At 28.9% G+C, this 24,224-nt stretch carries 24 protein-coding genes; 21 read left to right on the top strand and 3 right to left on the bottom strand.

Annotation, left to right across the window (positions count from 1 at the left end):
- Window position 1: 1 nt before the first annotated feature.
- The gene (locus MPAN_RS04775) at window positions 2-3,607 is read right to left on the bottom strand and encodes a hypothetical protein (RefSeq protein ID WP_231756737.1); all 3,606 of its coding nucleotides are present in this window, start codon (window positions 3,605-3,607) and stop codon (window positions 2-4) included.
- Between the two features lie 104 nt (window positions 3,608-3,711).
- Between MPAN_RS04775 and ruvA the strand changes: the two genes are divergently transcribed.
- The 8 genes from ruvA to MPAN_RS04735 are packed head-to-tail and all read left to right on the top strand — an operon-like array spanning window position 3,712 to window position 9,547.
- Window positions 3,712-4,266: a Holliday junction branch migration protein RuvA gene (gene ruvA, locus MPAN_RS04770; RefSeq protein WP_176240101.1), complete on the top strand. Its 555-nt coding sequence runs from the start codon at window positions 3,712-3,714 to the stop codon at window positions 4,264-4,266.
- 6 nt (window positions 4,267-4,272) lie between these two features.
- Complete coding sequence (ruvB, locus tag MPAN_RS04765; RefSeq protein WP_176240100.1) at window positions 4,273-5,292, top strand: Holliday junction branch migration DNA helicase RuvB; 1,020 nt, start codon at window positions 4,273-4,275, stop codon at window positions 5,290-5,292.
- Window positions 5,289-6,305, top strand: coding sequence for a tRNA preQ1(34) S-adenosylmethionine ribosyltransferase-isomerase QueA (gene queA, locus MPAN_RS04760; protein WP_176240099.1), 1,017 nt, complete (start codon window positions 5,289-5,291; stop codon window positions 6,303-6,305). The genes ruvB and queA overlap by 4 nt, the downstream gene beginning before the upstream one ends.
- Before the next feature lie 54 nt (window positions 6,306-6,359).
- Window positions 6,360-6,728 carry a hypothetical protein gene (locus tag MPAN_RS04755; RefSeq protein ID WP_176240098.1) on the top strand — a complete coding sequence of 123 codons (369 nt, stop codon included), beginning with the start codon at window positions 6,360-6,362 and terminating at the stop codon, window positions 6,726-6,728.
- Window positions 6,728-6,997, top strand: a complete 270-nt coding sequence (locus tag MPAN_RS04750) for an HPr family phosphocarrier protein (RefSeq protein WP_176240097.1) — start codon at window positions 6,728-6,730, stop codon at window positions 6,995-6,997. The genes MPAN_RS04755 and MPAN_RS04750 overlap by 1 nt, the downstream gene beginning before the upstream one ends.
- A gap of 51 nt (window positions 6,998-7,048) precedes the next feature.
- Window positions 7,049-7,657, top strand: a complete 609-nt coding sequence (trmB, locus tag MPAN_RS04745; protein WP_176240096.1) for a tRNA (guanosine(46)-N7)-methyltransferase TrmB — start codon at window positions 7,049-7,051, stop codon at window positions 7,655-7,657.
- Window positions 7,647-8,708 carry a M42 family metallopeptidase gene (locus tag MPAN_RS04740; RefSeq protein ID WP_176240095.1) on the top strand — a complete coding sequence of 354 codons (1,062 nt, stop codon included), beginning with the start codon at window positions 7,647-7,649 and terminating at the stop codon, window positions 8,706-8,708. The genes trmB and MPAN_RS04740 overlap by 11 nt, the downstream gene beginning before the upstream one ends.
- Entirely contained in the window at window positions 8,705-9,547 is an 843-nt protein-coding gene (locus tag MPAN_RS04735) for an aldo/keto reductase (RefSeq protein WP_176240094.1), read from the top strand. Before MPAN_RS04740 ends, MPAN_RS04735 begins: the two co-directional genes overlap by 4 nt.
- A gap of 55 nt (window positions 9,548-9,602) precedes the next feature.
- Here the strand turns inward: MPAN_RS04735 and MPAN_RS04730 are convergent, their stop codons facing one another.
- Together MPAN_RS04730 and MPAN_RS04725 are read right to left on the bottom strand one after the other, a co-directional pair.
- Entirely contained in the window at window positions 9,603-10,193 is a 591-nt protein-coding gene (locus MPAN_RS04730; protein ID WP_176240093.1) for a LemA family protein, read from the bottom strand.
- Between the two features lie 33 nt (window positions 10,194-10,226).
- Window positions 10,227-12,203, bottom strand: a complete 1,977-nt coding sequence (locus tag MPAN_RS04725) for a DUF2207 domain-containing protein (RefSeq protein ID WP_176240092.1) — start codon at window positions 12,201-12,203, stop codon at window positions 10,227-10,229.
- Between the two features lie 165 nt (window positions 12,204-12,368).
- Between MPAN_RS04725 and MPAN_RS04720 the strand changes: the two genes are divergently transcribed.
- The 13 genes from MPAN_RS04720 (at window position 12,369) to MPAN_RS04655 (ending at window position 24,210) form a co-directional block, all read left to right on the top strand.
- The gene (locus tag MPAN_RS04720; RefSeq protein ID WP_176240091.1) at window positions 12,369-13,133 is read left to right on the top strand and encodes an ECF transporter S component; all 765 of its coding nucleotides are present in this window, start codon (window positions 12,369-12,371) and stop codon (window positions 13,131-13,133) included.
- 12 nt (window positions 13,134-13,145) lie between these two features.
- Window positions 13,146-13,901, top strand: coding sequence for a type III pantothenate kinase (locus MPAN_RS04715; protein ID WP_176240090.1), 756 nt, complete (start codon window positions 13,146-13,148; stop codon window positions 13,899-13,901).
- Window positions 13,902-13,949: 48 nt separating this feature from the next.
- Window positions 13,950-15,614, top strand: a complete 1,665-nt coding sequence (locus MPAN_RS04710) for a phospho-sugar mutase (RefSeq protein ID WP_176240089.1) — start codon at window positions 13,950-13,952, stop codon at window positions 15,612-15,614.
- Between the two features lie 12 nt (window positions 15,615-15,626).
- A complete protein-coding gene (locus MPAN_RS04705) occupies window positions 15,627-16,880 on the top strand; it encodes an aminopeptidase P family protein (RefSeq protein WP_176240088.1) in 1,254 nt (417 codons plus the stop codon).
- Window positions 16,881-16,954: 74 nt separating this feature from the next.
- Window positions 16,955-17,581, top strand: a complete 627-nt coding sequence (locus tag MPAN_RS04700; protein ID WP_176240087.1) for a hypothetical protein — start codon at window positions 16,955-16,957, stop codon at window positions 17,579-17,581.
- A complete protein-coding gene (locus tag MPAN_RS04695; protein ID WP_176240086.1) occupies window positions 17,578-18,357 on the top strand; it encodes a hypothetical protein in 780 nt (259 codons plus the stop codon). The genes MPAN_RS04700 and MPAN_RS04695 overlap by 4 nt, the downstream gene beginning before the upstream one ends.
- Window positions 18,344-18,898, top strand: a complete 555-nt coding sequence (locus tag MPAN_RS04690) for an ATP-binding cassette domain-containing protein (RefSeq protein ID WP_176240085.1) — start codon at window positions 18,344-18,346, stop codon at window positions 18,896-18,898. Before MPAN_RS04695 ends, MPAN_RS04690 begins: the two co-directional genes overlap by 14 nt.
- A 41-nt stretch (window positions 18,899-18,939) precedes the next feature.
- Window positions 18,940-19,566, top strand: a complete 627-nt coding sequence (locus tag MPAN_RS04685; RefSeq protein WP_231756735.1) for a hypothetical protein — start codon at window positions 18,940-18,942, stop codon at window positions 19,564-19,566.
- Window positions 19,567-19,758: 192 nt separating this feature from the next.
- Window positions 19,759-20,304: a translation initiation factor IF-3 gene (infC, locus tag MPAN_RS04680; protein WP_231756734.1), complete on the top strand. Its 546-nt coding sequence runs from the start codon at window positions 19,759-19,761 to the stop codon at window positions 20,302-20,304.
- An 18-nt stretch (window positions 20,305-20,322) separates the two neighbouring features.
- On the top strand, window positions 20,323-20,523 hold the full coding sequence (rpmI, locus tag MPAN_RS04675; RefSeq protein ID WP_176240084.1) for a 50S ribosomal protein L35: 201 nt from the start codon (window positions 20,323-20,325) through the stop codon (window positions 20,521-20,523).
- A gap of 15 nt (window positions 20,524-20,538) precedes the next feature.
- Window positions 20,539-21,189: a 50S ribosomal protein L20 gene (gene rplT, locus MPAN_RS04670; protein WP_176240083.1), complete on the top strand. Its 651-nt coding sequence runs from the start codon at window positions 20,539-20,541 to the stop codon at window positions 21,187-21,189.
- 59 nt (window positions 21,190-21,248) lie between these two features.
- The gene (locus MPAN_RS04660; protein WP_176240082.1) at window positions 21,249-22,706 is read left to right on the top strand and encodes a hypothetical protein; all 1,458 of its coding nucleotides are present in this window, start codon (window positions 21,249-21,251) and stop codon (window positions 22,704-22,706) included.
- A gap of 445 nt (window positions 22,707-23,151) precedes the next feature.
- Window positions 23,152-24,210 carry a M42 family metallopeptidase gene (locus tag MPAN_RS04655; RefSeq protein WP_176240081.1) on the top strand — a complete coding sequence of 353 codons (1,059 nt, stop codon included), beginning with the start codon at window positions 23,152-23,154 and terminating at the stop codon, window positions 24,208-24,210.
- Window positions 24,211-24,224: the final 14 nt, after the last annotated feature.

Raw genomic sequence — 24,224 nt, 5'->3', positions numbered from 1 at the left:
CCTATTTTAGTTTAAGTGCTTTTAATTTGAATCGATAATTTAATCTTAAAGATTTTAACTCATTTTTATAAACTTTTTGTTGAGATTTTTCTGATTTAGTGGTAAATCGTTTGGTATGTTCTTTCATATTTCTAATTTCATAAGATCTAGTTTCTTGCATGAGTGTTACATCATGATCATAGATTTTGATTTCATTTTTGTTGGTTTCTCTAGATTTTTCGATATTAGATTCGAACTGTTTTGTTTTTTCTTCAAATAAAGCAATTTGTTTTGTTCTGTTTTGTTCAAAACGTATGAGTAATGCTTGATTCTTATTAGAAATAGAAGTATCAAGTGTTTGAAAACTTTTTTCTTCCGCTTCAAGTTGTTGATCATATTTAGAAACTTGTTTGTAGTTGTTATGGTTTAAAATCATATGCTGTTTTTCATATTCTTGTAAAGATTGACTAGCAACTTGAATCTGATTATCATTAATAAGATTCAATTCTTGTTTCATTTTGTCTAAATAAAACTCTAAGTTATTTTCTAAGGATTTAATATGATTGGTAATAACTAATAAATCTTTTTTATCAGCATTTTCTTTTAATTTTAAATCGTTTTTATGAGTTTCAACTTGAGATTTAATATCTTTTTCTTGTTGAGTAATAAGAGAGATTTGTTGTTTCTTGATATCATTTAATACTGATGCTTTGTTTTCTGCAAGTTCTCGAGTTAAATGGCTTTGTGCCTTATTAAAATCTCTAACAATCTCTTCTTGTTTTTGATCATTTGCTTCATAAAAATCTCTAATATGGGTTAAGAAAAATTGTTGATGTTTAAATATTTTTTGACCAAATAACATATGATCTTTATTTAATCTTTTCTCTTCGGTATATAAAAGTGAATCAGTCACATAGACGGTGTCTTCTAAGTTTTTAATGAAATGAATATGAGAATCAGTAAATTGTGAAAACACACTTAATAATGAATCATAAATCTTTTGATTGCTATTAGCGTAATCTTGATAGAAGTCAGATTCTTTTAGTTTGTGTTTTTCTAAGATGAGTTGTTCTTTTTTCATATTATTTTGAACTAATTCTATTTGTGTATCAAATGGTTGTAGGTTGATATGTTTTTGATCAATTGCTTTTTCTATTCTTGTCAAGCGATGTTTAATAACTTTAATATCTTTTTCATGATTTGAGATTAATTTTTGATTGTCTTTTAAATCTTGATGTTTGAGCTTAGATTTAATTTTACCAGATTGAATATTTTCTGAAACTTTTTTAAGTTGAAGAATAAAAAGCTCTTGTTTTTCTAAGTTTTGTTGATTGATGAAAAATTGTTGTTCTAGTTGTGAAATCTCATTTTGAATTAAACTTTTTTGTGCTTCAACCTTTTGTATCTCTTGTTCATATAAATTCATAATATCTTCATGTTTAATCATATATTTATAACCAGTCATATCTTCAATCTTTTTTTGATAATATGTTAGATCTAAAGATTTAAAATATATAATAGTTTCTTTGATTGCTAATTGGAATGCTTCTAGAAGTGAATTGCATTTCTTTAAGACATGTTTGAAGACCTCAGGATGTGAAGGAAGAAGATATAATGCTTTAATGAGTTGTTTAAGATCAAGGTGCTTTTGATAATATAGGCGTAGGACATCAAAAAGTAGTTCTACTTGATTTTGATTTAGAGTTAATTCGTTTAGATAAAGTTTCATTAATCGTAAAGCTTTTTCGTGTGATTGATTTGCTTGATGAATAGATTTAGTTTCTAAAAGTAGGAATTCTTGTTCATGAAATCTTAGATGTTCATCGAGTTTGATTTGATCTATGCTATATTTTTTTTCAATATCATTACGATATTCTTGTTGTTCTATTTGATCAATATCACTTAGATAGACTTTATAATTGTGTTGTTTATTTTTATCAAATATAGCTTTTGCAATATTTGCTCTAATATCTTGTTCTTCGATCGTAAAATCTCGTTTAGATTTTGTTTTTTCAAGTTCAAGTTGTGTTGTAATTTGAACAACTTGGGTTTCTGAATCATAATCTAATTTACTTATATACTCTTTGAGTTTAGCCTTTTCAATCATTAATTGATATTTATGACTGATACGCGCAACATTTAATTTAGATGTATACGTTGCGATATGTTGATCATTATTTAGAAGATTTAATTCTCTTTCTTGAACCATAGATTGAATGGTCAATTGACTTTCAAGTGGTAAAAGATTGTTTCTTAATGTCATTTCTATTAAATATAACTGATGTTTATAAGTGGCATCTATTAAATCTATATGTTTTTTAGATAATGATAAGTTATGGTTATAGTTAAGATCTATTTTTGCTAAGTCTTGTTTATAATCATAAGATAAAAGATTTCTTTTTAATCGCCAATCATTCATTTGTTTTAAATGTTTAATATCATGATCATATAAGCTTTGTTGGAGCAGTTTTTGTTTGATGATGATGTCTTTATGGGTTCTTAAGATTTGTTTGTTTAAATCGTTGTCTATAGCGTTTAAAGTGCGTGTTAGATCACGATTAATCTTATCTTTTAGACGGGGATCATCAGTGTGTTTGATGTTATCTCTAAAATTTCTGGATTGATCTATTTTTTCTTGATTGATAGATTCCCTATAAGCTGATAACTTAGAGTTAAGTAAAGTTATAGATTCATTAGATAAATGAATGATTTTCTCTTTTTTAGTTTCGTATTCTTCTTTTTGCGTATTGAAAAGATCATCAAGTTCTAATAATTGCATTTGATATGCTTTTTTGGCTTTATCAATTGATGATTGATAATCATTATTGAGTTGTTCCAAACGATCAGTTACTGGTTTTATTTGACTGTGATATTTGGTTTCTAATGTTTTTTTCGCTTTTTCATGTGTCTTTTTTAATTTATTAATTGAGATATTAAATTCTTTAGTCAATTGATGATAATTATTTCTAATATCTAAATAAATTTTGTCGTTTTCTAGTTTAATATTGACAAAATGAGCTTCATTTTCTTCTAGCTCTTTTTGTTTATCAAGTTCAAATTTTTCTAAATCAGTATTAACTTCATGAATAGAAGAAGCGTAAGTTTTTTCTAAGTTGAGTAAGGTTGCTTTTTGTTCTGATTCGATTTCTTGAGTTTGTTCTTGATTCAATTTACGAGCAAATAATTTTTCTTTATCAAATTGTGAAAGTTCACGTTTAAGATTTTGTTCTATTTGTTTTTGTTTTTCTTCATATATATCTTTGATTTTTTGTTTTTTTAATTCAAAATCTTTAAGTATTGTTTTTTGTTCTTTATTGATAGCTTGTAATTTAATAATCTTTTCTTTTTGGAATTGATCAATAATAGTCTTATGTTCTTCAATAAAAGTTCTTAAAGCACTATTTTTAAGTTCAACTTCATAAGCATATTTCTTATGAATTTGTAAATTCACATCAAGTGCAATTTGTTGTTGGTAAGCCAATTTTTTCTCTGTATATTCGATTGTTGGATTGATATCATGTAAAAGAACCACCAACTTATCATAAATTGGTAGGTACTTCTTATCTAGATTAAGTTCTTGTTTAAAATCACTTTCAAACTTTTGAATCATATCTAACTTAAATATCATAATCACTTCCTAAATTTATTATATCATAATAGAGAGTTTAGATAGAAAAAACTAATGAAAAATGTTATAATAACATGAAAAGATAAAAAGCCAGGTGAAAGTCTATGTATGCATTTGTTAAAGGCGTCGTTACGCTTGTTAAACCAAGTTATATTGTAATTGAATCTTATGGGGTTGGATATTTAGTTTTATCTCCAACACCTTATGACTATAAAATAGGTGAACAAGCTGTTTGTTTTACGCACCATTATGTTAGAGAAGATACCAATGCTTTATATGGATTTAAGAGTTTAGAAAGCAAAGAGTTGTTTGTTAAACTTATCAGTGTATCTGGTATTGGACCAAAAAGTGCATTATCAATACTCGCAAATGACCGTATTGATGAAATCATTATGGCAATTGAAGCTTCAGATGTGAAGTATTTAACTAAGTTTCCTGGTATAGGGCCAAAAAGTGCTCAACAAATCATCCTTGATTTAAAAGGAAAATTAGTAATTGATGAGTTAGAACTCACTCCAAATCAAGAATCTGATGTATCTCAAGCTCTATCTGCTTTAGGTTATTCAAAGACAGAAATTAGAAAAGTCATGAAAAAAATTGATTTAGATTTATCTGTTGAACAAATGATTAAAGAAGCTTTAAAATTATTAATGAAATAAAGAGGTATGTCTATGAACGATAAAGAGAGAATCATTACTGCAATGTCAATTAAAGAAGATGAAGATCAATCCTTACGCCCTCAAACATTAGACCAATATATAGGTCAAAATGATATAAAAGAAATGCTTGATGTATATATTAAAGCAGCTGTTAAGCGTAAAGAAGCTCTTGATCATTTATTGCTTTATGGTCCTCCTGGACTAGGTAAAACTACATTAGCTCAAATCGTTGCTCACGAATTAGGTGTCAACATTAGAGTGACCAGTGGACCTGCTATTGAAAGAAGTGGTGATCTTGCTGCTGTATTATCTTCTCTAGAACCAGGTGATGTTTTATTTATTGATGAAATTCATCGTCTACCAAGATTTGTTGAAGAAGTGCTTTATGCAGCTATGGAAGATTATGTGCTTGATATCGTGATTGGAAAAGATCATGAATCAAGATCAATTAGAATAGATTTACCACCATTTACATTGGTGGGTGCAACCACAAGATTTGGTGACTTATCTGCACCACTAAGAGATAGATTTGGAATGGTTTTTAGATTAAATTATTATGAAGATAGTGATTTAGAAAAAATTGTTAGAAGAACATCTTCTGTTTATCAAAATGAAATAGAGGAAGATGCAGTTCAATCTTTAGCTAAAAGAAGTAGAGGAACACCAAGAATCGCTAATAGATTATTTAGAAGAGTCAGAGACTTTGCTGAAATTATTGGTGATGGGACAATTGATAAAAAAATAACCGATCATGCATTATCTAAATTAGGTATTGATGATCATGGACTAGATAACACTGACTATAGATATTTAAAAGCAATTGTAGAAAAATTTAGTGGTGGTCCAGTGGGTATTGAGACAATAGCAGCTTCAATTTCTGAAGAAATAACAACAGTCGAAGATGTTTATGAACCTTACTTAATGATGGAAGGTTATATCAAACGAACACCTAGAGGACGTATGGCAACAGAAAAGACCTATAAAGCATTAGGCATTAAATATTATAAAGGACTATTTGACAAATGAATGTAAGTGATTTTGATTTTAATTTACCCAAAGAGCTTATTGCTCAACATCCAAGTGAAAAACGTGACCATTCTAGATTAATGGTTTTAGATAAAGAAAAAAAAGAAATAAGCCATAAACATTTCTATGATATAGTAGATCTTTTAGATGAAAACGATGTTTTGGTTTTAAATGATACGAAAGTTATACCTGCAAGACTCATTGGAACAAAAGAACAAACAAACGCAACCATTGAAGTCTTATTGTTAGAAGAAAAGGATAAAGATGTATGGGAAGCTTTAACTAAGCCTGCAAAGCGTGTTAAATTGGGAACTGAAATACAGTTTGGTGATCAATTAAAAATGGTTTGTGTAAAGATTAAAGAAGATGGGTTAAGAGATTATAAATTAATATACGAAGGTCTTTTAATTGAAGTTTTAGAAAAACTAGGAACGATGCCATTACCTCCATATATTACTGAATATTTAAAAGAACAAGATAGATATCAAACAGTTTATGCAGCTCACCCAGGTAGTGCAGCAGCACCAACTGCAGGTTTGCATTTCACAAAAGATTTGTTAAAAAAGATTAAAGATAAAGGCATTGAAATTATTCCGGTTACTTTAAATGTAGGACTTGGAACCTTTAGACCAGTATCTGTTGATAAAGTAGAGGCACATGATATGCATCATGAAACCTATAGTTTATCTAAAGATAGTGCGATGAGATTAAATTTGGCTAAAAAGAATCATAAAAAATTTGTTTGTGTAGGTACAACATCTATACGTACAGTTGAGTCAAATTATGATCAAGGATTTCATGAAGGAACTTTTCAAACCAATATATTCATTTATCCCGGTTATAAATTTAGAGTATGTGATAAGCTAATTACTAACTTTCATTTACCTAAATCAACACTTATGATGCTTGTATCTGCACTAGCAGATAGAGATTTCATTATGAGTGCATATCAAGAAGCAATTGATCAAAAGTATAGATTCTTTTCTTTTGGTGATGCAATGTTCATTAAATGATTGAATTATTGAATAAAAATCGTTATAATTTAAATAGATAGGAAGTTGATATTAATGATATACTTGACAGCAATAACAATTCAAACATATATCTTTATTGCTTTAGGTATCATAGCTCTCTTTAGTTTAATCTTCATAGTCTTGAAATTAACTAGAAAAAAGGGTAATATATTACCAGTAGATAATTTATTTTTAAATAATATTTATAAAGCTTTAGGTATGAAAGAAAATATAAAATCTATTGATATCAAGCAACAAAGACTACAAATTGAAGTTGCTAATATGAAAGCAATTGATCAAGAGTTACTTAAACAAACGAATACACCAGCATTTGTAACTGGTAAAAAGATAACGTTATTAATAAAAAATAACACAAAACAAGTATTCAATTACTTAAATGAAAAAAGAAAAGAGGAACAATAATGGAACAAAAATTTCTCATAACATCTGAGTATGGTATTCATGCAAGACCAGCTACACGCTTGGTGAATCTTGCGATGAGCTTTGAAGCTGAAATTATGCTTGAGGCAATGGGCAAGACAGTAAATTTAAAATCAATTATGGGACTTATGTCACTTGGAATTTATAAAGGTGAAGAAGTGATCATATCTGCAACTGGTCATGATAGTGAAAAAGCTGTTACAGCATTATCTGATTTTATTATGACTGAAGGATTAGGTAGACTAGCATAAACAACTCAAAGTGGACTTCGTGCCACTTTAAGTTTATATTAAGAGGTATATATGAGACAAAAACGGCTAAAATACGTTAATATTGATCTATTACAAAAACATGGAGTCATTACTAAAGTAGAAGCGCTAGATTTGCCAAAAGATAAATCTATTTTTTTAGAAATAGGTTCAGGTAAAGGGCAATTCATTACATCCATGGCAAAAGATCATCCAGATGATCTATTTATTGCTATGGAAGTTAATTTATATGTTATTTATAGAGTCTTAGAAAAAAAGATGGAAATGAAGATTGATAATTTAATCATCTTATTAGCTGATGCTAAATATTTGGAAACATACTTTTCAAAGACCTTAATCGATGGTGTTTATCTAAATTTTTCAGATCCTTGGCCAAAGGTAAAACATCACAAGAGAAGATTAACTTATCCGACTTTTTTGAAACTCTATCAAAAATTATTAAAACCTAATGCTAAATTACAATTTAGAACTGATCATAAAGATTTATTTTTAGATTCTGTTGAATATATAAAACCATATTTTGATTTAATCGATATCACACATGATCTTGCACCTTCAACTTATATGACAGAATATGAAGTTAAAAAAAGACCTTTAGGTCCAATTTATCAACTGATAGGAGAATACAAAGATGTTAAATAAAATATATAAAGACTTATTTATGATAGAGGCTTCCTCAGGATTTGAAAAACCTGTAAGAGCATATATGAAATCAGAGATGGAAAAATATCCAGATTTCAAAATATCAACTGATAGATTAGGATCTATATTTGCAGTTAAAAAAGCAAGTGATCAAAATGCACCTGTTGTCATGGTCGCTGGTCATATGGATGAGGTAGGTTTAATGGTTGTTGGAATTACTGAATTTGGTATGTTGAAACTTCAAAATATTGGTGGGTTAAATGGCGAAGTATTTATATCACAAGTTTTAAATGTTCACACTAAAAATGGTGTTATTAAAGGCGTTATTGGTGCACTACCCCCACATTTAAAACAAGATCAACAAACTAAAATATCTGATCTTTTACTTGATATTGGTGCACAATCAAAACAAGAAGTTACTAGTTTTGGAGTTGCTTTAGGAGACATGGTCTTATTTGATAGTCCATTTAGTTATACGTTTAACAAAAAAAGAGTCATATCAAAAGCAATTGATAATAGATATGGATGCGGATTGGCTTTAGAAACTATCAAAGCTTTTTCAAATAAAGAATTGCCTTTTACGTTAGTCGTAGGAGCAACCGTTCAAGAAGAAGTTGGATTAAGAGGTGCAGAAACTTCAGTTCAAAAATATAATCCTGATATATTTCTAGCTCTTGATGCATCACCTGTTAATGATATGGCAACACATGATGCGCTTGGAAAATTAGGAGATGGCTTTTTACTAAGATTATATGATCCAAAAAATGTAATGCATCAAGGGTTATTAAACTATTTTGTTAAATTAGCAAGAAAACATAAAATTAATCATCAGTATTTTGTATCAAAGGGTGGAACTGATGCAGCAAAAGCACTTGATTTAAATGATGGTGTTTTAGCAACTACAATTGGTCTTCCTGCAAGATATATTCATTCAACTGCTGCAATGATGGATTTAAGTGATTTAGATAGTGCTAAGAAAATGTTATTTAGAGTATTAAATGATTTAACTGTCGATAAAATAAATATATTGAAAGCAGGTGACGATATATGACATATGTAGAGTTAAACAATGGTTATAAGATGCCCCAATTAGGCTTAGGAACCTTTAAATCTAAAGATGGCAATGAGGCTTATGAAGCTACTAGATATGCTTTAGAGATAGGATATACGCATATTGACACTGCACAGATGTATGGAAATGAAGCAAGTATAGGTCAAGCGATTAAAGATGCTAAGGTTAATCGAAAAGATATCTTTATTACAACAAAACAAAAAGTTCATTCAAATTTAAAAAATATGGAAAAAGCGTTTGAAGAATCTTTAGAGAAACTACAAACTGATTATGTTGATTTATATTTAATTCATTGGCCTAATCATGATCCTAAAATTAATGCACAAAGCTGGGCGTTTTTCGAATCATTATATGAATCAGGAAAAGCAAAAGCTATTGGCATATCTAATTTTCAAAAACATCATGTTGACGCATTATTAAAAACAGCTAAAATTAAACCAATGATTGATCAAGTTGAATGTCATCCAGGATTAACTCAAGTTCCACTAAAAGCTTATTTAGATCAAGAAAGTATACAAATAGAATCTTATGGTCCTTTTATGAAAGGTGGCGTTTTTGAAGGTATCTGGAAGGATGCCTTAGAATTAATAGCTAAAAAACATGATGCAAGTATCGCTCAAGTTGTTATTGCTTGGGGTCTTTATAAAGGCATCGTCATGATTCCAAAATCTGTAACACCTAAGAGAATCAAAGAAAACTTTGAAAGTTTAAAGATTAAATTAACAGAAGAAGATATAAAAGTTATTGATGGTTTAAATAGAGGTGTTAGAGTCTATACAGATCCTGATAATTCACCGTGGGGACCTTATGTTGAATAAATGATAAGAAGATATAAAAAAAAGACTTTATGATTTTAAAGTCTTTTTTTCTTTATTAAAATTTAATTTTTACACCTTCGCGTTCATGTTCATGAGTAATTTCAAAAAATGATTCTGACTTAAAATGAAACATGGATGCAACTATATTAGAAGGAAACATTTCAACTTGATTGTTAATTTTCATCACATGATCGTTATAGAATTGTCTTGAATAAGTGATTTTATCTTCTGTATCTGATAATTCTTCCATTAAAGATTGAAAGTTTGAATTGGCTTTTAGTTCAGGATATTGTTCTGATACAGCTAATAATCTTGAAATTGCACCATTTAATCCACTTTCAGCTTTTGCTGCTAGTTCAACATTATTTGATTCACTAGATTGATGATACATCGTTCTTGCTTCTGCAAAAGCAGTGAAAATATCACTTTCATGTTTTGCATAGCCTTTTGCAACTTCAACTAAATTAGGAATTAAATCAAATCTTCTTTTAAGTTGAATGTCAATTTGACTCCAACTATTTCTGACTTTATTTCTAAGTCCAACAAACATATTATAAGTTTTAATCATCCATCCTAAAAATAGAACAAGTGCTAAAACGACGATACCAAGTGGTATCCATACTCCAGGGTTAAATTCATAAATCATATATATTCCTCTTTTCTTTTTTCTTTATATATACTAGCGTGAACGGCCGCCACCGCCACCACCACCAAATGATGATCCACCACCAAATCCACCACGGAAACCTGATGAAGATCTTGATCTTGCTTTTGCATTTATCATGCTCATTTCACGATTGTGTATTCTAATTTGATTTGCTGCTTGACTTTTCATGTGTCTAAATGATCGATCAAAGCTACGCATTGGGTTATAATGTGTTTTTCTATCGTTACCCATAAATATAAATGTTTGACCATTTTCATTTAAACCATTTGTTTCTATGCTGACTCTAAGTTGTTCCATAACAAGATCAGCAATTTTAAATGATGTTGCATAAACTAAATACTTTTCCCAAATGATAACATTTGTTATTGGATCATCATCAAATGTTCCAAAATCAACTAAGAATCTTCTAAATGCTTCCCATCTAACATATTGTTCTTGATATTCTCTTTTTCTCTTCATGTATGTTTTCAAATCATAAAAGTAAAATATAGAAAAACAGAGAAGTAAAAGTAATTGGTAAAATGAGTTGAATCCATATATACCAGCATTAATAATGATATAAAAGAATGCTATTACACTAAGCAGTAGGACTGATTTTGCAATTTTTCTTTCTCTTATTAAATACATAAAAGGATTTACTTTAAATGCACTTTTAACTTTTTCTTTAAAAATATCTGCATCATGTTTAAATCTTATAGAATTCGAATAAGAATTAATTGGGTAATTTTCTATGGTTCTTATATTAACTTCATTTTCTTTACCAATGGTATCAAAAAACCATTTAATAAGGTGTATCTCATGAGGTTTTAATTCATTAGAGCTAGGTCTTTTCAATAATATTAATTTAAAGTTAGGATTATAATTACTAATCTCTGTTGGATCATATTCAATTTTAATATATTTTTTTCTGATTAAATCTAAGAGTGTTGCTGTGACATCTTCATCACTGGTTTGTCTATTAAAATATATATAACTCATTTCTGCAGGTGTTATATCATAGGGCACATCTCTTAAATAAGGTTCATTGAAATCAGTAGTATAAGGTTTAAAGAATTTCCTATAAAAATAAAATGTTGCCAAATATAAAATAATTCCTGTTAAGCAAGCAACAATCCATGAAATGATTTGCTGAATTTCACCTTTTGCTTGCGTATCTATTAAATCATTTTCATAGGTTAAGATGATGTTCTTGTTGACTTGATTTACATCATCGATATTTTGATCTCTCATATCTGAAAATAAACGATTAGGAACCAGTAATCTAAATTCTAAAAAATCTTTTTTATCTGAATCATTAAATGTAATCAATGCTTCATGATCTGATAGATATTCTGCATTTGCATCCTTTATACCATGTGTAAAGATATAAAAATTATCTAATGATAAATCTTTTTCAGGTAATGTGATACGAACACTACCTTCTTTAATACCAGATTCCATATAATCAAATAAATTCCAATTTATTTCAGAAATGTCATCATATCTTGTAGCAACACCTGAGATGACATAATGATATTCAAAAGTAATGTCACCTTCTAAACCACCAATGTTTTTCAAATCCGCAAACATTGAGACACAGCCACTTCTTTGGGGTTCACATGTAATTCTTTGTCCAAGTTCATCTCGATCACCTAGCCATGAATATCCGAAGTCAACTCTATTAGATACATCAATCCCGTTTTTATATACACGCATATAACTTTGATCTGTTTCAAAACTTGCAGTATTATTAAAAGCATATTCAAATGGATAATCATCATAAAATTTAACGTAATCAATATCTCTAAAACGAACTCTTAGTGCTTGTTTATAAGTCATATCAAATGTTTCAGTAACTACCATATCACCTTGTTCGCTAAATATAACATCTGCATGATAAACATTGATTGATATCTTATTGTTTCCAATAGACATAACAGCTAAAATTATTAAATAAAAAGCAGCAGTTATAAGTAATGGAAGTATAAGGAGTTTAAAAATCTTTTTCACTGGTTATGCCCCCTTGTCTATTAATTATATTTATTATATCATCATATTTATAAAATAAAAGAGTCTTTTTTACATAAAACAACCTAATATCTTGAATGCTTGACCTATTTCATATATAATATAAGTATCTTATGGGACCCTAAGTGGCCTAAAAAGGAGAAAATAATGAAAAGAAAAGAGATTCAAAACTTAACACTATCTACAGTGTTTGCGGCAATCATACTCGTGATGACTTTTGTGCCTCAAGTTGGCTATATTACTATAGGCACGATGGCACTAACTTTAATTCACATTCCAGTATTGATTGGTGCTTTTTTATTACCTAAAAAATATACCGTGATGTTAGGTTTCATTTTTGGGATTGGTTCATTGATCAGAGCTGCAACTACACCAACTGGTGTTCTAGATCCAGCATTTGTTAATCCGCTTGTATCTGTGCTACCTAGAATGGTCTTTGCACTTGCAGCAAGTTATATTTTTGATTTGTTTAAATGGTTTAACATTAAAGTTAAACATTCAGAAATATACATATTTGGGTTTGTTACTCTAATTACAGTATTTGCAATGTATTATGCTTCAGATGTCATTATAGGAGAAACTGGATGGAATCAAAATATTGTTCTACCCATTGTCTTATTAATCATTTCAGCATTTATTACGACATATTATGCATTAATTGCTAAAAAAGATAAATCACAAATTGTCATTCCATCGACATTTTTGATTTCAACTGTATTTCACACGGTTGTTGTCTTAAGTGCATTAGTTATATTTGAAAGAACTTTTATTGAACAATATATACCATCTAGTGAACTTTTAGGATTTATATATACAGTCGCAGTCTCTAATGGTCTTATTGAAGCTATTTTAGCTGTTTTAATAGGAACTCCAATCGCACTTGCATTAACTAAACTACAAGATAATAAATAAGGAGGAATCATTATGTTTTTATTATTTGATGTCGGAAATACAAATATCTTTATTGGTGTTTCTGATGGATTTACAATCATAGATACCTATAGATTAAATACAGAAATTACTAAAACTGCTGATGAATACTACATTCAGATGAAAAACATTATTGACTTTAAAGAAGTTAAGCATGTTGCAATATCTAGTGTTGTGCCAAGAATAACTGAAAAACTTAAAGAAATTTCTTTAAAATATGTTGGCATAGATCCATTGATTGTTGGACCTGGTGTGAAAACTGGTTTAAATATTAAAACTGATCATCCACGAGAAGTAGGTGCTGATTTAATATGTGATTCAGTAGGTCTTGATGAAGATATATCAAATGCTCTTATCATTGATTTAGGAACAGCTATTAAATACATCTATGTTAAAAACAAAACAATATTAGGTGTTATTATTACCCCAGGTGTTAATGTTTCTATTAAAGCTTTAGTTGGACATACAGCACTTTTACCTGATATTGATATAGAAGTCCCTAAGAAAGTACTAGGGACCAATACAATTCATTGTATGCAATCAGGAGTCACCTATGGTGTGGCAGCACAAGTAGATGGTTTAATTGATCGCATAAGAAAAGAAGTCAATGAGAACTTTGATGTTATATTAACTGGTGGGCTTTCTGCCCTTATTGCGCCATTATGTTCTCATCAACTTACCGTTGATTCTGATATTATATTAAAAGGTTTATTAAAAATTTATAATAAAAATGAACAATTTAGAAAATAACCAGGAAAAACTGGTTATTTTTTGTTAAAATATAGGTAGGTGATAAATATGGACTATAAAAAAAATTATGATTTATGGAACAACTTTAAAGGCTTAGACAAAAAATTAAGAAAAGAATTAGATTCTTTAAATGAAAAAGAGATTGAAGATGCATTTTATACCAATCTTTCTTTTGGCACGGGCGGACTTAGAGGTGTCATGGGTGTTGGAACAAATCGAGTGAATATCTATACCATTAGAAAAGCAACCCTAGGTTTTGCAAACTATTTAGTTAAGCACAATCTTAAAGATGGTATAGCAATTAGCTATGACAATAGACATGATTCTAAACTATATGCAAAAGAAGCTGCAATGATTTTTGCTGCTAAAGGCATCCCTTCTTATGTTTTTGAAGCATTAAGACCTACACCAATGCTAAGTTTTGCTGTTAGATATTTTAAAGCAAGTGGTGGGATTATGATTACTGCTTCACATAACCCTAAAGAATATAATGGGTATAAAGTTTACGACCAAACTGGAGCTCAAGTGAATCCCGAAGTCGCAAACATAATTATCGATGAGATTAACACAATAGAAAATCCATTTGATATAAAAACAGTTGATAATAACTTAATTTCATATATTGACCAATCTTTTGATGATATCTATTTAAAAGCTATTGAAAATATCCAAATAAATAATGAGAATAAAGTGATTAAAATCGTATATTCTCCACTTCATGGAACGGGTGGACCCGTTATTCCAAAGTTTTTGAAATCAAAAGGTTATGATATATATCCTTATGAACCACAAATGATCGTAGATCCTGATTTCTCAAATACTAAATCTTCTAATCCAGAAGAAAGTGATGCTTATATAGAGACAATTAAATATGCTAAAGAAATTGATGCAGATATCATTATGATAACCGATCCAGATGCAGATCGCTTAGGCATAGCTGTTAAACATGATAATCAATATCATTTATTATCTGGTAATCAAACTGCAAGTATTGAATTATATTATCTTCTAAGTCAAAGAAGAAAATTAGATAAATTACCTATTAATGGACATGTTTACACAACAAACGTAACGACAATGCTTATAGATGCTATTGCTAGAAGTTATGAAATTGATGTCATTACAACACTTACAGGATTTAAATTCATTGGCGAACAAGCAGAGAAATATATCGAAACTAATCCATATTTATTTGGATGCGAAGAATCTTATGGGTCTTTAATCTCTGATGTTGTAAGAGACAAGGATGCTGTTCAAGCAGTTTATATGTTAGCTGAAATCACGAACCATTTAAAATTAAAAGATATGTCAATGATAGATTATCTTAATCATATCTATAAAAAATATGGAGCATATTATGAATATACAAAATCTATTATGCTAAAAGGTATTGAAGGTAGTAAGAAGATAGATCAAATCATGGCTCATTTCAGAGAAACACCTCCAAAAGTATTTGATAAACATTTAATTGGCTATGATGATGTCTTATTAAGCGTTAGAGTAGAAGATGGTATTAAGTCTAAATTAAAATTACCTAAATCTAATGTGCTCAGATATATTTACGAAGAGCACACATGGATGGTCTTAAGACCGAGTGGAACTGAACCGAAAATTAAAATCTATTATGGAACTAAAAAAGATACACTCAAAGAGGCAAAAGAATTTTTAGCTTTACTTAATGAAGAAGTTTTAAAACAAATTGAAGAAATTTAAGGAGATCTACATATGTATAAAAAAAGAAGAGATGCATATTTAAATAATATTAACGATCAATCTATTTCATTGTTTTTCTCAGGTGTTTCACCTCAAAAATCTAATGATCAACATTATCATTTTTCAGTTAATCGCAATTTCTATTATTTAACAGGCATCAATCAACAAAACGTTGTCTTGATGACTCTTAAGGGTAATAATGAAGCACATAGTTACTTATTTATTGAAACTATTGATCCTGTTAAAGCTTTATGGGATGGAGCTGGACTATCATTTGAAGAAGCTAGCAAAGTTTCAGGAATTGACTTAACTCATGTTAAAGATATATTAACTTTAAAATCATTTTTAAATGGATTAGTATCGACAAATAGAAGAGCTGCTTATGGCTTTATTGAGAGTCTTTATCTAGATTTAGAACGTCAATCAGAAAACTCAGCAGCTACACAAGCTGGACAATTTTCTAGCTATGTTCAAACAACTTATCCTTATCTTAATATTAAGACGAATCAATTAGTTTTAGCAGAATTAAGAACTGTTAAAGATGAACAAGAAATTGAATTGGTTAATAAAGCAGTAGATATCACTTATAAAGGTCTAAATAGAATCATGGATACACTTAAACCAGGCGTATATGAATATGAAATCCAAGCTGAATATAACTATGTTTTAAACAAACATCGAACTGATACTTCATTTGATACAATTGCAGCATCAGGTCAAAATGCTACAGTACTTCATTATGTTGAAAATGATTCGAAAATTTTAGATAACACTTTAGTCTTATTTGATTTGGGAGTAGATTACGAATTTTATTGTTCTGATGTTACAAGAACTTTCCCAGCAAATGGTAAATTCACAAAACGTCAAAAAGAAGTATATGAAGTTGTATTAGAAGCCAATAAGAAAACTATTGAATGGTTAAAACCAGGCATTACGATGAAAGAATTTAATGATTATGGTAAAAACATCTTAATCCAAGGCGCTAAACGCATTGGTTTAATTAAAGAAGATGCTGAAATTAGTAAATACTATTATCATTCACTTGGTCATTATCTAGGACTTGATGTTCATGATGTAGGGAACTATTCAAAAGAAATTCCTGTTGGAGCTTTAATTACAGTTGAACCAGGATTATACATAGCTGAAGAAGGTATTGGTATTAGAATTGAAGATGATATTTATGTTACAAAAGATGGATCAATCAATTTAACTAAAAAAATCATAAAAGAAGTTAAAGATATTGAAACTTATATGAATAAAAACTAAATTCCAATTTATTGGGATTTTTTTTTAAAGTAAAATATAAATCATTTCCTATTATGAGATAGGAGGGTTTATATATGAGAAAATTTTATATCATGGTTTTTATGTTTTTAAATCTATTAATTTGTACCAATGTTGTTTACGCAGATTCTAACTATCTTGCATTTGAGTCACTAAACATAGCTTCAGGAAAATTATTGAATGATTACACTAGTAAGGAATATAAAACATATTATAAGAATGTAGACAAAAGAAAGTTTATCGGATGGCGCACTTATACTGTTAATAAGGATATCGAGTGTTCATATATTACTGAAACGCTATTTTCTTACTATAACAATGGTTATTCAGCAATTGAGTATGAGTATAACCTAGATCGTAAAACAACGTCTAAGCTTAGTTTATCGGCTTCTGGGTCTATAGGTATAAAGACCAGTTCAACAAAACCAACATTTAAAAATAATTTAGATGGATCGCTAAAATTATCTGCTGATTATCAGATATCAGAAGAAATTGAAGAATCATATACAGTTAATCTAGATGTAGATGCAGGTACACAAGTTGACTTGTATATTTATGGAGAAGGTTTAATTACCAATGGTGTAGCAGCACGCTATTTTTTCTGGGTAAGGGTAAATCGTGGAGGATATGAAGCATTTGTTGTAACGACACAATATCAGCGCTTGGAGAAAACAAGAATATGAAGCATATATTTGTATATATTTTCATGATTACACTTGTTGTCTTTATGGTTATTTTAATTAATAAGAATCAAAATACAATTCAACCTAAATTATTAAGTGTCAATACCTATTATAGTTATCTAGATGAAATAGGTGAAGATTGTTACATTGATTTTTATTTAAACACTAAAGATCATCCAATGGTTGATGTAAATAGTTATCAAAACTTAAAACTTCATAATCAAGAATATTCTAAATCAATTGAACTTGAGTTAAATAATGTTATATTTTTGCATCAAGAGACGTATTTGAATGAAACTTACTATAAGTATAGTTATGTTTTTAATATGCCTTTATTAGGATATGATTTTGATATAGAGTCTTCATATCTTGAAATAAGTCTTGTTAATGAAGATTTATATGATATATTTATTGGATCTATTAGTTTTAAAACAATTGATGAAGATGAATCATTTATCAATTGGACTGCTTTATCTGGAAGAAAAGAAGATAATCAATATTTATCAAGATTATATGAGATTGATATTGAATATAATGAACTTTTAGATGATATCAAGCAAATTTCTGTTGGAAATTTATTTAATGTATCATTTGAAGTTTATGACGAAATCATTAAAATCACCATACCTTATAAAAATGAATTATTTTATGCATGCCCAATTTTCATCACATTTGATGATAATCAGATTAATACAATCAATTATTTTGTTTATATGAAAGATTATGAAACTTTAAAACAATCTGGACAGCTTATCTATCACTATGCACTTAATTGAACTTAAAGAGGCAAAAAAATATTATTGCCCACAAAGCTTCACCTTAAAGATAGAAGCTAAAGATTTTATATTAATTAGTGGTGAAAATGGAAAAGGTAAAACAACTTTATTAGAACTTATTTTAGGATTTAAAAAACCAGATAAAGGTATGGTGAATAAGAAAAAGCTAAAAATTGGATATTTACCAGAAATTATGATGTTACCGCCTTTAATAAAAGTATCTGATTATCTTGAAACGCTAGCTAAAGTGAAAAAAGATAAGATTAGCGAAGAAATGATTCATTTGTTTAATATTCCCTTATTTAAATATATTTATCAGTTATCTAAAGGAAACCAGCAAAAGCTTGGTATTATTACAACATTCATTGGCAAACCCGATCTAATCATCCTTGATGAACCTCTATCAGGCTTAGATACAAACAGTATGCTTGATTTAAAGGCATATTTAAAAAAGAAGAAAGAAGAAGGCTTGAGTATTATTGTGTCGACACACAAACCAGAATTGTTTAATGATTTAGCCAATAAGGTTTTATGTCTTTAATTAAGATTATTTATTTGTCATATATGCATAAGAAGAAATATATGATTTTAGTCATCTATCAATTGATCGCCATCAGTTTAATTATTCTTATTAGTAAAAATGAATATCAAAAATATGAAGTTATGCTTTATCCTTTGTATTATCAAACATATATTAAAGCCTTATTTTTACAAATATTTTTAATTTTAAATGCTATGTTCGTCTTATTTTTAGCACTAGATCATGATCAAGATTTTATGAAGCCACTTATAAGTTTTTTTGGTAGACAAAAAGTCTTTGTTCATAAATACTTGTTTTTCTTTATGCATATCATTATATTTTTTAGTTTCATCATCATGATTTATATATTAATACCTAAACTCATGATAGGTGTTGATATACAGATTGAGGTTTTTATGTTTATTGATTTATTGATGGATATGTTTTTAATATTAAACCTAATTTTGATCTTTATTAAAGATAAATATAAGACTCTAGCTATTCTTATTGTTTTAATCTATATGTTAATGACTCTATTTATGCCCTATGATAAGTTATGGTTATATTATATATTTCCTATATTTCGCATAGATAAAGACATCAATATGATTGAAATATATTATAAATTATGTTATATTAGTCTAGGATTTAGCATATATTTCCTCAAATTTCTTAAAGAAGCGTTATAAGAACAAATAATCCTTGACTTTAGAGATTAAAAACAGTATAATTTAAAAGGTAGTGAAAAGAAGAGGTACCCTCTCGCCTGATGGATGAATTCATGGGCAAACAGTCACATTTAAAATTTTTATTTTAATTGACATTTAAGTGGGTACTTAACGTAACCACTTTTTCTTTTCATAAAAATTAATATTTCGGAGGTGAAAAATATTAAACAAAACTACTCAAACAAGAAAAATACTGATCTTGTTAACGAATCGATACCTAACGTTAATCTACTTTTTATTGATGACGAAGGTACAAATCATGGTGTAATCCCTAAAAAGGATGCAATGAAAATAGCTAGTGAAAAAGAACTAGATTTAGTTGTTGTGTCTCCAGACTCAAAACCAATGGTAGCCAAATTGATGGATTACTCGAAATATCGTTACGAGCAACAAAGAAAGCTTAGAGAGATGAAGAAAAGTCAACGTACAGTTGAAACTAAGGAAATTAGACTTAGTCCAACTATTGATAAACATGACTTAGAAACAAAACTTAAACACGCACTTAAGTTCTTAGAAAAAGGTGATAAAGTTAAAGTCTCAATACGTTTCTTTGGAAGAATGATTACTCACCAAAGTGTTGGTAGAGAAGTCATCATCAAATTTATTGAATCAATAGGTGCTAATGCAACAGTTGAATCTTATCCTAAGATGGATGGACGCAGCATGATTGCCGTACTTGCGCCAAATCAAAACAAATAGAAGGAAGGATGTATTCACATGCCAAAACAAAAGACACATAGTGGATTAAAGAAAAGAATTAAAATTACTGGTACTGGTAAACTTGTTCGTGGACAAGCATATAAAGGCCATTTAGCAGCATCAAAAACAACAAAACAAAATAGAAACTTAAGAGGCGAAACAAGCGTTCATGCATCAGATGCTAAACGTATTAAGTCACTTATTTCGAATATGAAGTAGAAGGAGATTTAAAAAATGCCAAGAGTAAAAGGTGGGACCGTCACTAGACGTCGTCGTAAAAAAATATTAAAGTTAGCTAAAGGTTATTTTGGCTCAAAACGTGCATTATATCGTACAGCACATGAACAAGTTATGCATTCATTATCGTATGCATATAGAGATAGAAAGCAAAGAAAGAGAGAATTCAGAAAATTATGGATTACTCGTATCAATGCTGCAGCTAAATTAAATGGAATGAAATATTCATTGTTAATTCATGGTTTAATACTAGCAAACGTTGAAGTTAACCGTAAGATGTTAGCTGATATCGCTGTTAATCAACCTGAAGATTTTAAAGCTTATTGTGCATTAGCGCAAGCTGCTTTAGATGGATATACACCTCCAAAGACTGAAAACAAAAAAGTTGAAGTCAAAGTTGCTAAAAAAGTAGTTAAGCCTGAAGTTAAAAAAGTTGTAAAGGCTGAACCTAAAAAAGAAGTAAAAGCTGAACCTAAAAAAGAAGTTAAGCCAGAAGCTAAAAAAGTAGAGAAAAAAGTTGAAAAAGTTGATTACTCTAGTTTATTAGTTGCTGATCTTAAAAAATTATGTTCAGAACGCGATATTACTGGTTACAGTAGTATGAAAAAAGCTGAATTAGTTGAAGCTTTACAAAAATCAGATAAATAACAAATCAAAGAGTGGTAAAAACCACTCTTTTTTTGTATAATAAAGTAAAGGGGATATAAATGAAATCACGACTAATAATTGCACTTAGCTTAACAACTTTAGTTTTAATATTATTGCCTATTGCTTTAATCCTTTTGGGATTAAGAGGACAGGGCATTTTTATGATTTCAGCTATCATTTCTTTGGTTTATATAGGTGTTTATGTGTTTGGTGGTATACCTAAACTTATTATTACTAGTATATATGGTATATTAGTTTTCACTATATTGAGAATTTTACCTTATGATTATCAATTTCCATTCATAATCATTGGTACTTTGCTTTTTATATTAAACCCATTATCAATTTTTGAACAATTTTTAGAAAATAAGATGAAAGATGAAGCTGTACTTCCAATTCGTATTCGATTAAGTGGTTCATATTGGCCATTTTTTGAATATCGAAAAGAAATGAAGAATTTTTATCATCTTCCTCAACAACGAAAGCTATATACTAAAAAATGGTATTTACATACCAGACAAGCTGTAATGTTATTTTTATATACTTTAGGTATATTTTTATTTATTCATGAAATAAATTTTGTAGCAAACAGTTTAAATGATTTTAGCTGGAGTAATTTCTTTACTTTATATATAGTGATTATCGTATTCTTATTAGCTTATTTTGTTCATTCTAAAGGATTCACATCGACATTTAGAATATTGAGTGTTGCAATATTTCCTCCAATTATTTATCTAACCTTAATTTCTAGATTTGATGATGCACTTAGATATAGTTTAGCTGGATCTACAGTTCTATTTGGATTAGTTATTGTAGCTATTGAACTTCATAATCTATATCAAAGAGTTGCTTATGATAAATATGAGTACTATGATGTAGATCAACAATTGGAAGTAAGAGCAAATGCTTTATTTGAACCACTTGTTTATAATGAAACATTTACATTATCTGGACATTATCATATAAAAGTTTCTAGAAAAAAGTTTAAACAATATTTCCATGATGTTTTAGTTTATGCAAATTTTTTCCATTTTATCATTTCCGCATATGCTTATGAGGGAGATATAGTCCATCTATATACGGAATTTAATAAAAAAGCAGAGCGTAGAGCATGCAAATTTAAAACGTATTTAGAAGCGAAATATAAAACAGATATTCCAATGGATTTAAAACATGATCCTGATAAAACTATTTATGAAACTAACTTTTTCCATCGACCAGAATATATTATTGCTAGAGCACAACGTTTAGCAGAACTATTAAAAGAATTACATATTGATGCGCCAATCATTATTTCAATAATTGCATATTTCAATAATTATGATGATTTAAAATATATGAAAAATGAATATCATGTTACACTTATAGAATCAATTAAAGTAGATGATTATATCACTGCAAGAATTGATCTAACAACTGTTAACAATGATTATCTGATAGAAACTAAAATTAGAGATGTTTTATTATCTTTAATGGTCTATCGTGGTAAATATGTAAGAGTCTCAGTTTATTACTAAATAAATAAGTCCCATTAAGGGACTTTTTTTGTATAATATATTTCTTATGACATAAAAAAAAAGACAAATAGTCTTTTAACTAATTAGCTTTAATATCCCCCGATATATGACATTTTATATTATACCACTGATTAAAAAAAGATACAAGAAAAAGAAGTAATAACTTTTTTTAAAATGTCACTTTATCCGATTATAAAGCACTAAAAGACTTGACTTAAAATATATAAAGTGATACATTATAAGTAAACCTAGGAAGCAGCCGTGGAACCCAAATCTTATGAATGGGAGTTATGCGATACGGGCGTGAATGCCGATTAATCGGAATCCCAAAGTATTGATAAATTAACACCCACTTGAACGTATATCGTTCTCACAGCTTTCTAGGCTTTTTTTAATGCAATAAGCATGATATAATAAGTATAATTTATAAAAGGAGCGTATATCAATGAATAAAACATATGAAGCTTTAAAAACGATTTCTTTATTGCCTGGAGTTCCAGGTCATGAAAAACAGGTACGAAATTATATCAAAAATGAAATTAAAGATTATGCGGATGAAATGATTGTGGATAATTTAGGATCATTAATTGCCATAAAAAAACATGATGGACCAAACGTTATGATTGCTGGTCATATGGATGAAATTGGATTACTAGTAACACAAATTACAAATGATGGATTTGTAAAATTCCAAACTTTAGGCGGCTGGTTTTCTCAAGTTATGCTCGCACAAGTCTGGGACATACATACGCCAAAAGGTATACTTACTGCTGTTACTGGAGTTAAACCTCCACATATCATGCCATTAGAAAAGAGAAAAGAAGCAATCTCTATTGATTCTATGTACTTAGATATAGGTGTATCATCAAAACAAGAAGCTCTAGACATTGGTGTTCTTCCAGGTCAAATGATTACACCACATAGTGAATTTAAAGTATTGGGTAGTCAAAAGCATTTGCTATCTAAGGCTTGGGATAATCGTATTGGTAGTGCAGTTGTGATGGAAGTTTTAAAAAGATTAGATCAATCACCAAATAACTTATATGCAACTTTTACAGTACAAGAAGAAGTCGGATTAAGAGGAGCTAAAACTTCTAGTTATGTCGTACATCCAGAAATCGCAATTGCTATTGATAGTGGACTTGCTAATGATGTTCCTGATGGGGATAAAGTAGAACAATCACTAGGAAAAGGACCACAAATATTATTATATGATAGTGGGTTAATACCAAATCAAAATTTAAGAAAATTTGTTGTTGATATTGCAAAAGAAGAAAATATTCCTTATCAAGAAGCTTTTATCGTAGGTGGTAGAACTGATGCTGGTCATATGCATCTTGCACATGATGGAGCACTTGGACTATCTATATGTATACCAACTAGATATTTACATTCACACACATCTATTATTCACTATGATGATTATGAAAACACAGTTAAATTAGTTTTAGCTGTTGTAAAAAAATTAGATAGAAAAACAGTAGATCAACTACTTAATGACTAAACACGCAAATTGCG

It is taken from the genome of Mariniplasma anaerobium, from assembly GCF_016865445.1.
Classification (GTDB): domain Bacteria; phylum Bacillota_I; class Bacilli_A; order Acholeplasmatales; family Acholeplasmataceae; genus Mariniplasma; species Mariniplasma anaerobium.
The sequence above is the reverse complement of the archived record's forward strand: the minus strand, read 5'-3'. Positions and strand labels throughout refer to the sequence as shown.

Coding starts and splice junctions, on each gene's coding strand:
- MPAN_RS04710 (WP_176240089.1), top strand. CDS start 13,950: ATGGACTATAAAAAAAATTATGATTTATGGAACAACTTTAAAGGCTTA.
- MPAN_RS04775 (WP_231756737.1), bottom strand. CDS start 3,607: ATGATATTTAAGTTAGATATGATTCAAAAGTTTGAAAGTGATTTTAAA.
- rpmI (WP_176240084.1), top strand. CDS start 20,323: ATGCCAAAACAAAAGACACATAGTGGATTAAAGAAAAGAATTAAAATT.
- MPAN_RS04655 (WP_176240081.1), top strand. CDS start 23,152: ATGAATAAAACATATGAAGCTTTAAAAACGATTTCTTTATTGCCTGGA.
- MPAN_RS04700 (WP_176240087.1), top strand. CDS start 16,955: ATGAGAAAATTTTATATCATGGTTTTTATGTTTTTAAATCTATTAATT.
- MPAN_RS04720 (WP_176240091.1), top strand. CDS start 12,369: ATGAAAAGAAAAGAGATTCAAAACTTAACACTATCTACAGTGTTTGCG.
- MPAN_RS04740 (WP_176240095.1), top strand. CDS start 7,647: ATGTTAAATAAAATATATAAAGACTTATTTATGATAGAGGCTTCCTCA.
- MPAN_RS04715 (WP_176240090.1), top strand. CDS start 13,146: ATGTTTTTATTATTTGATGTCGGAAATACAAATATCTTTATTGGTGTT.
- MPAN_RS04735 (WP_176240094.1), top strand. CDS start 8,705: ATGACATATGTAGAGTTAAACAATGGTTATAAGATGCCCCAATTAGGC.
- MPAN_RS04730 (WP_176240093.1), bottom strand. CDS start 10,193: ATGATTTATGAATTTAACCCTGGAGTATGGATACCACTTGGTATCGTC.
- queA (WP_176240099.1), top strand. CDS start 5,289: ATGAATGTAAGTGATTTTGATTTTAATTTACCCAAAGAGCTTATTGCT.
- MPAN_RS04705 (WP_176240088.1), top strand. CDS start 15,627: ATGTATAAAAAAAGAAGAGATGCATATTTAAATAATATTAACGATCAA.
- ruvA (WP_176240101.1), top strand. CDS start 3,712: ATGTATGCATTTGTTAAAGGCGTCGTTACGCTTGTTAAACCAAGTTAT.
- MPAN_RS04660 (WP_176240082.1), top strand. CDS start 21,249: ATGAAATCACGACTAATAATTGCACTTAGCTTAACAACTTTAGTTTTA.
- MPAN_RS04750 (WP_176240097.1), top strand. CDS start 6,728: ATGGAACAAAAATTTCTCATAACATCTGAGTATGGTATTCATGCAAGA.
- MPAN_RS04690 (WP_176240085.1), top strand. CDS start 18,344: ATGCACTTAATTGAACTTAAAGAGGCAAAAAAATATTATTGCCCACAA.
- MPAN_RS04685 (WP_231756735.1), top strand. CDS start 18,940: ATGATTTTAGTCATCTATCAATTGATCGCCATCAGTTTAATTATTCTT.
- MPAN_RS04755 (WP_176240098.1), top strand. CDS start 6,360: ATGATATACTTGACAGCAATAACAATTCAAACATATATCTTTATTGCT.
- trmB (WP_176240096.1), top strand. CDS start 7,049: ATGAGACAAAAACGGCTAAAATACGTTAATATTGATCTATTACAAAAA.
- rplT (WP_176240083.1), top strand. CDS start 20,539: ATGCCAAGAGTAAAAGGTGGGACCGTCACTAGACGTCGTCGTAAAAAA.
- MPAN_RS04695 (WP_176240086.1), top strand. CDS start 17,578: ATGAAGCATATATTTGTATATATTTTCATGATTACACTTGTTGTCTTT.
- ruvB (WP_176240100.1), top strand. CDS start 4,273: ATGTCTATGAACGATAAAGAGAGAATCATTACTGCAATGTCAATTAAA.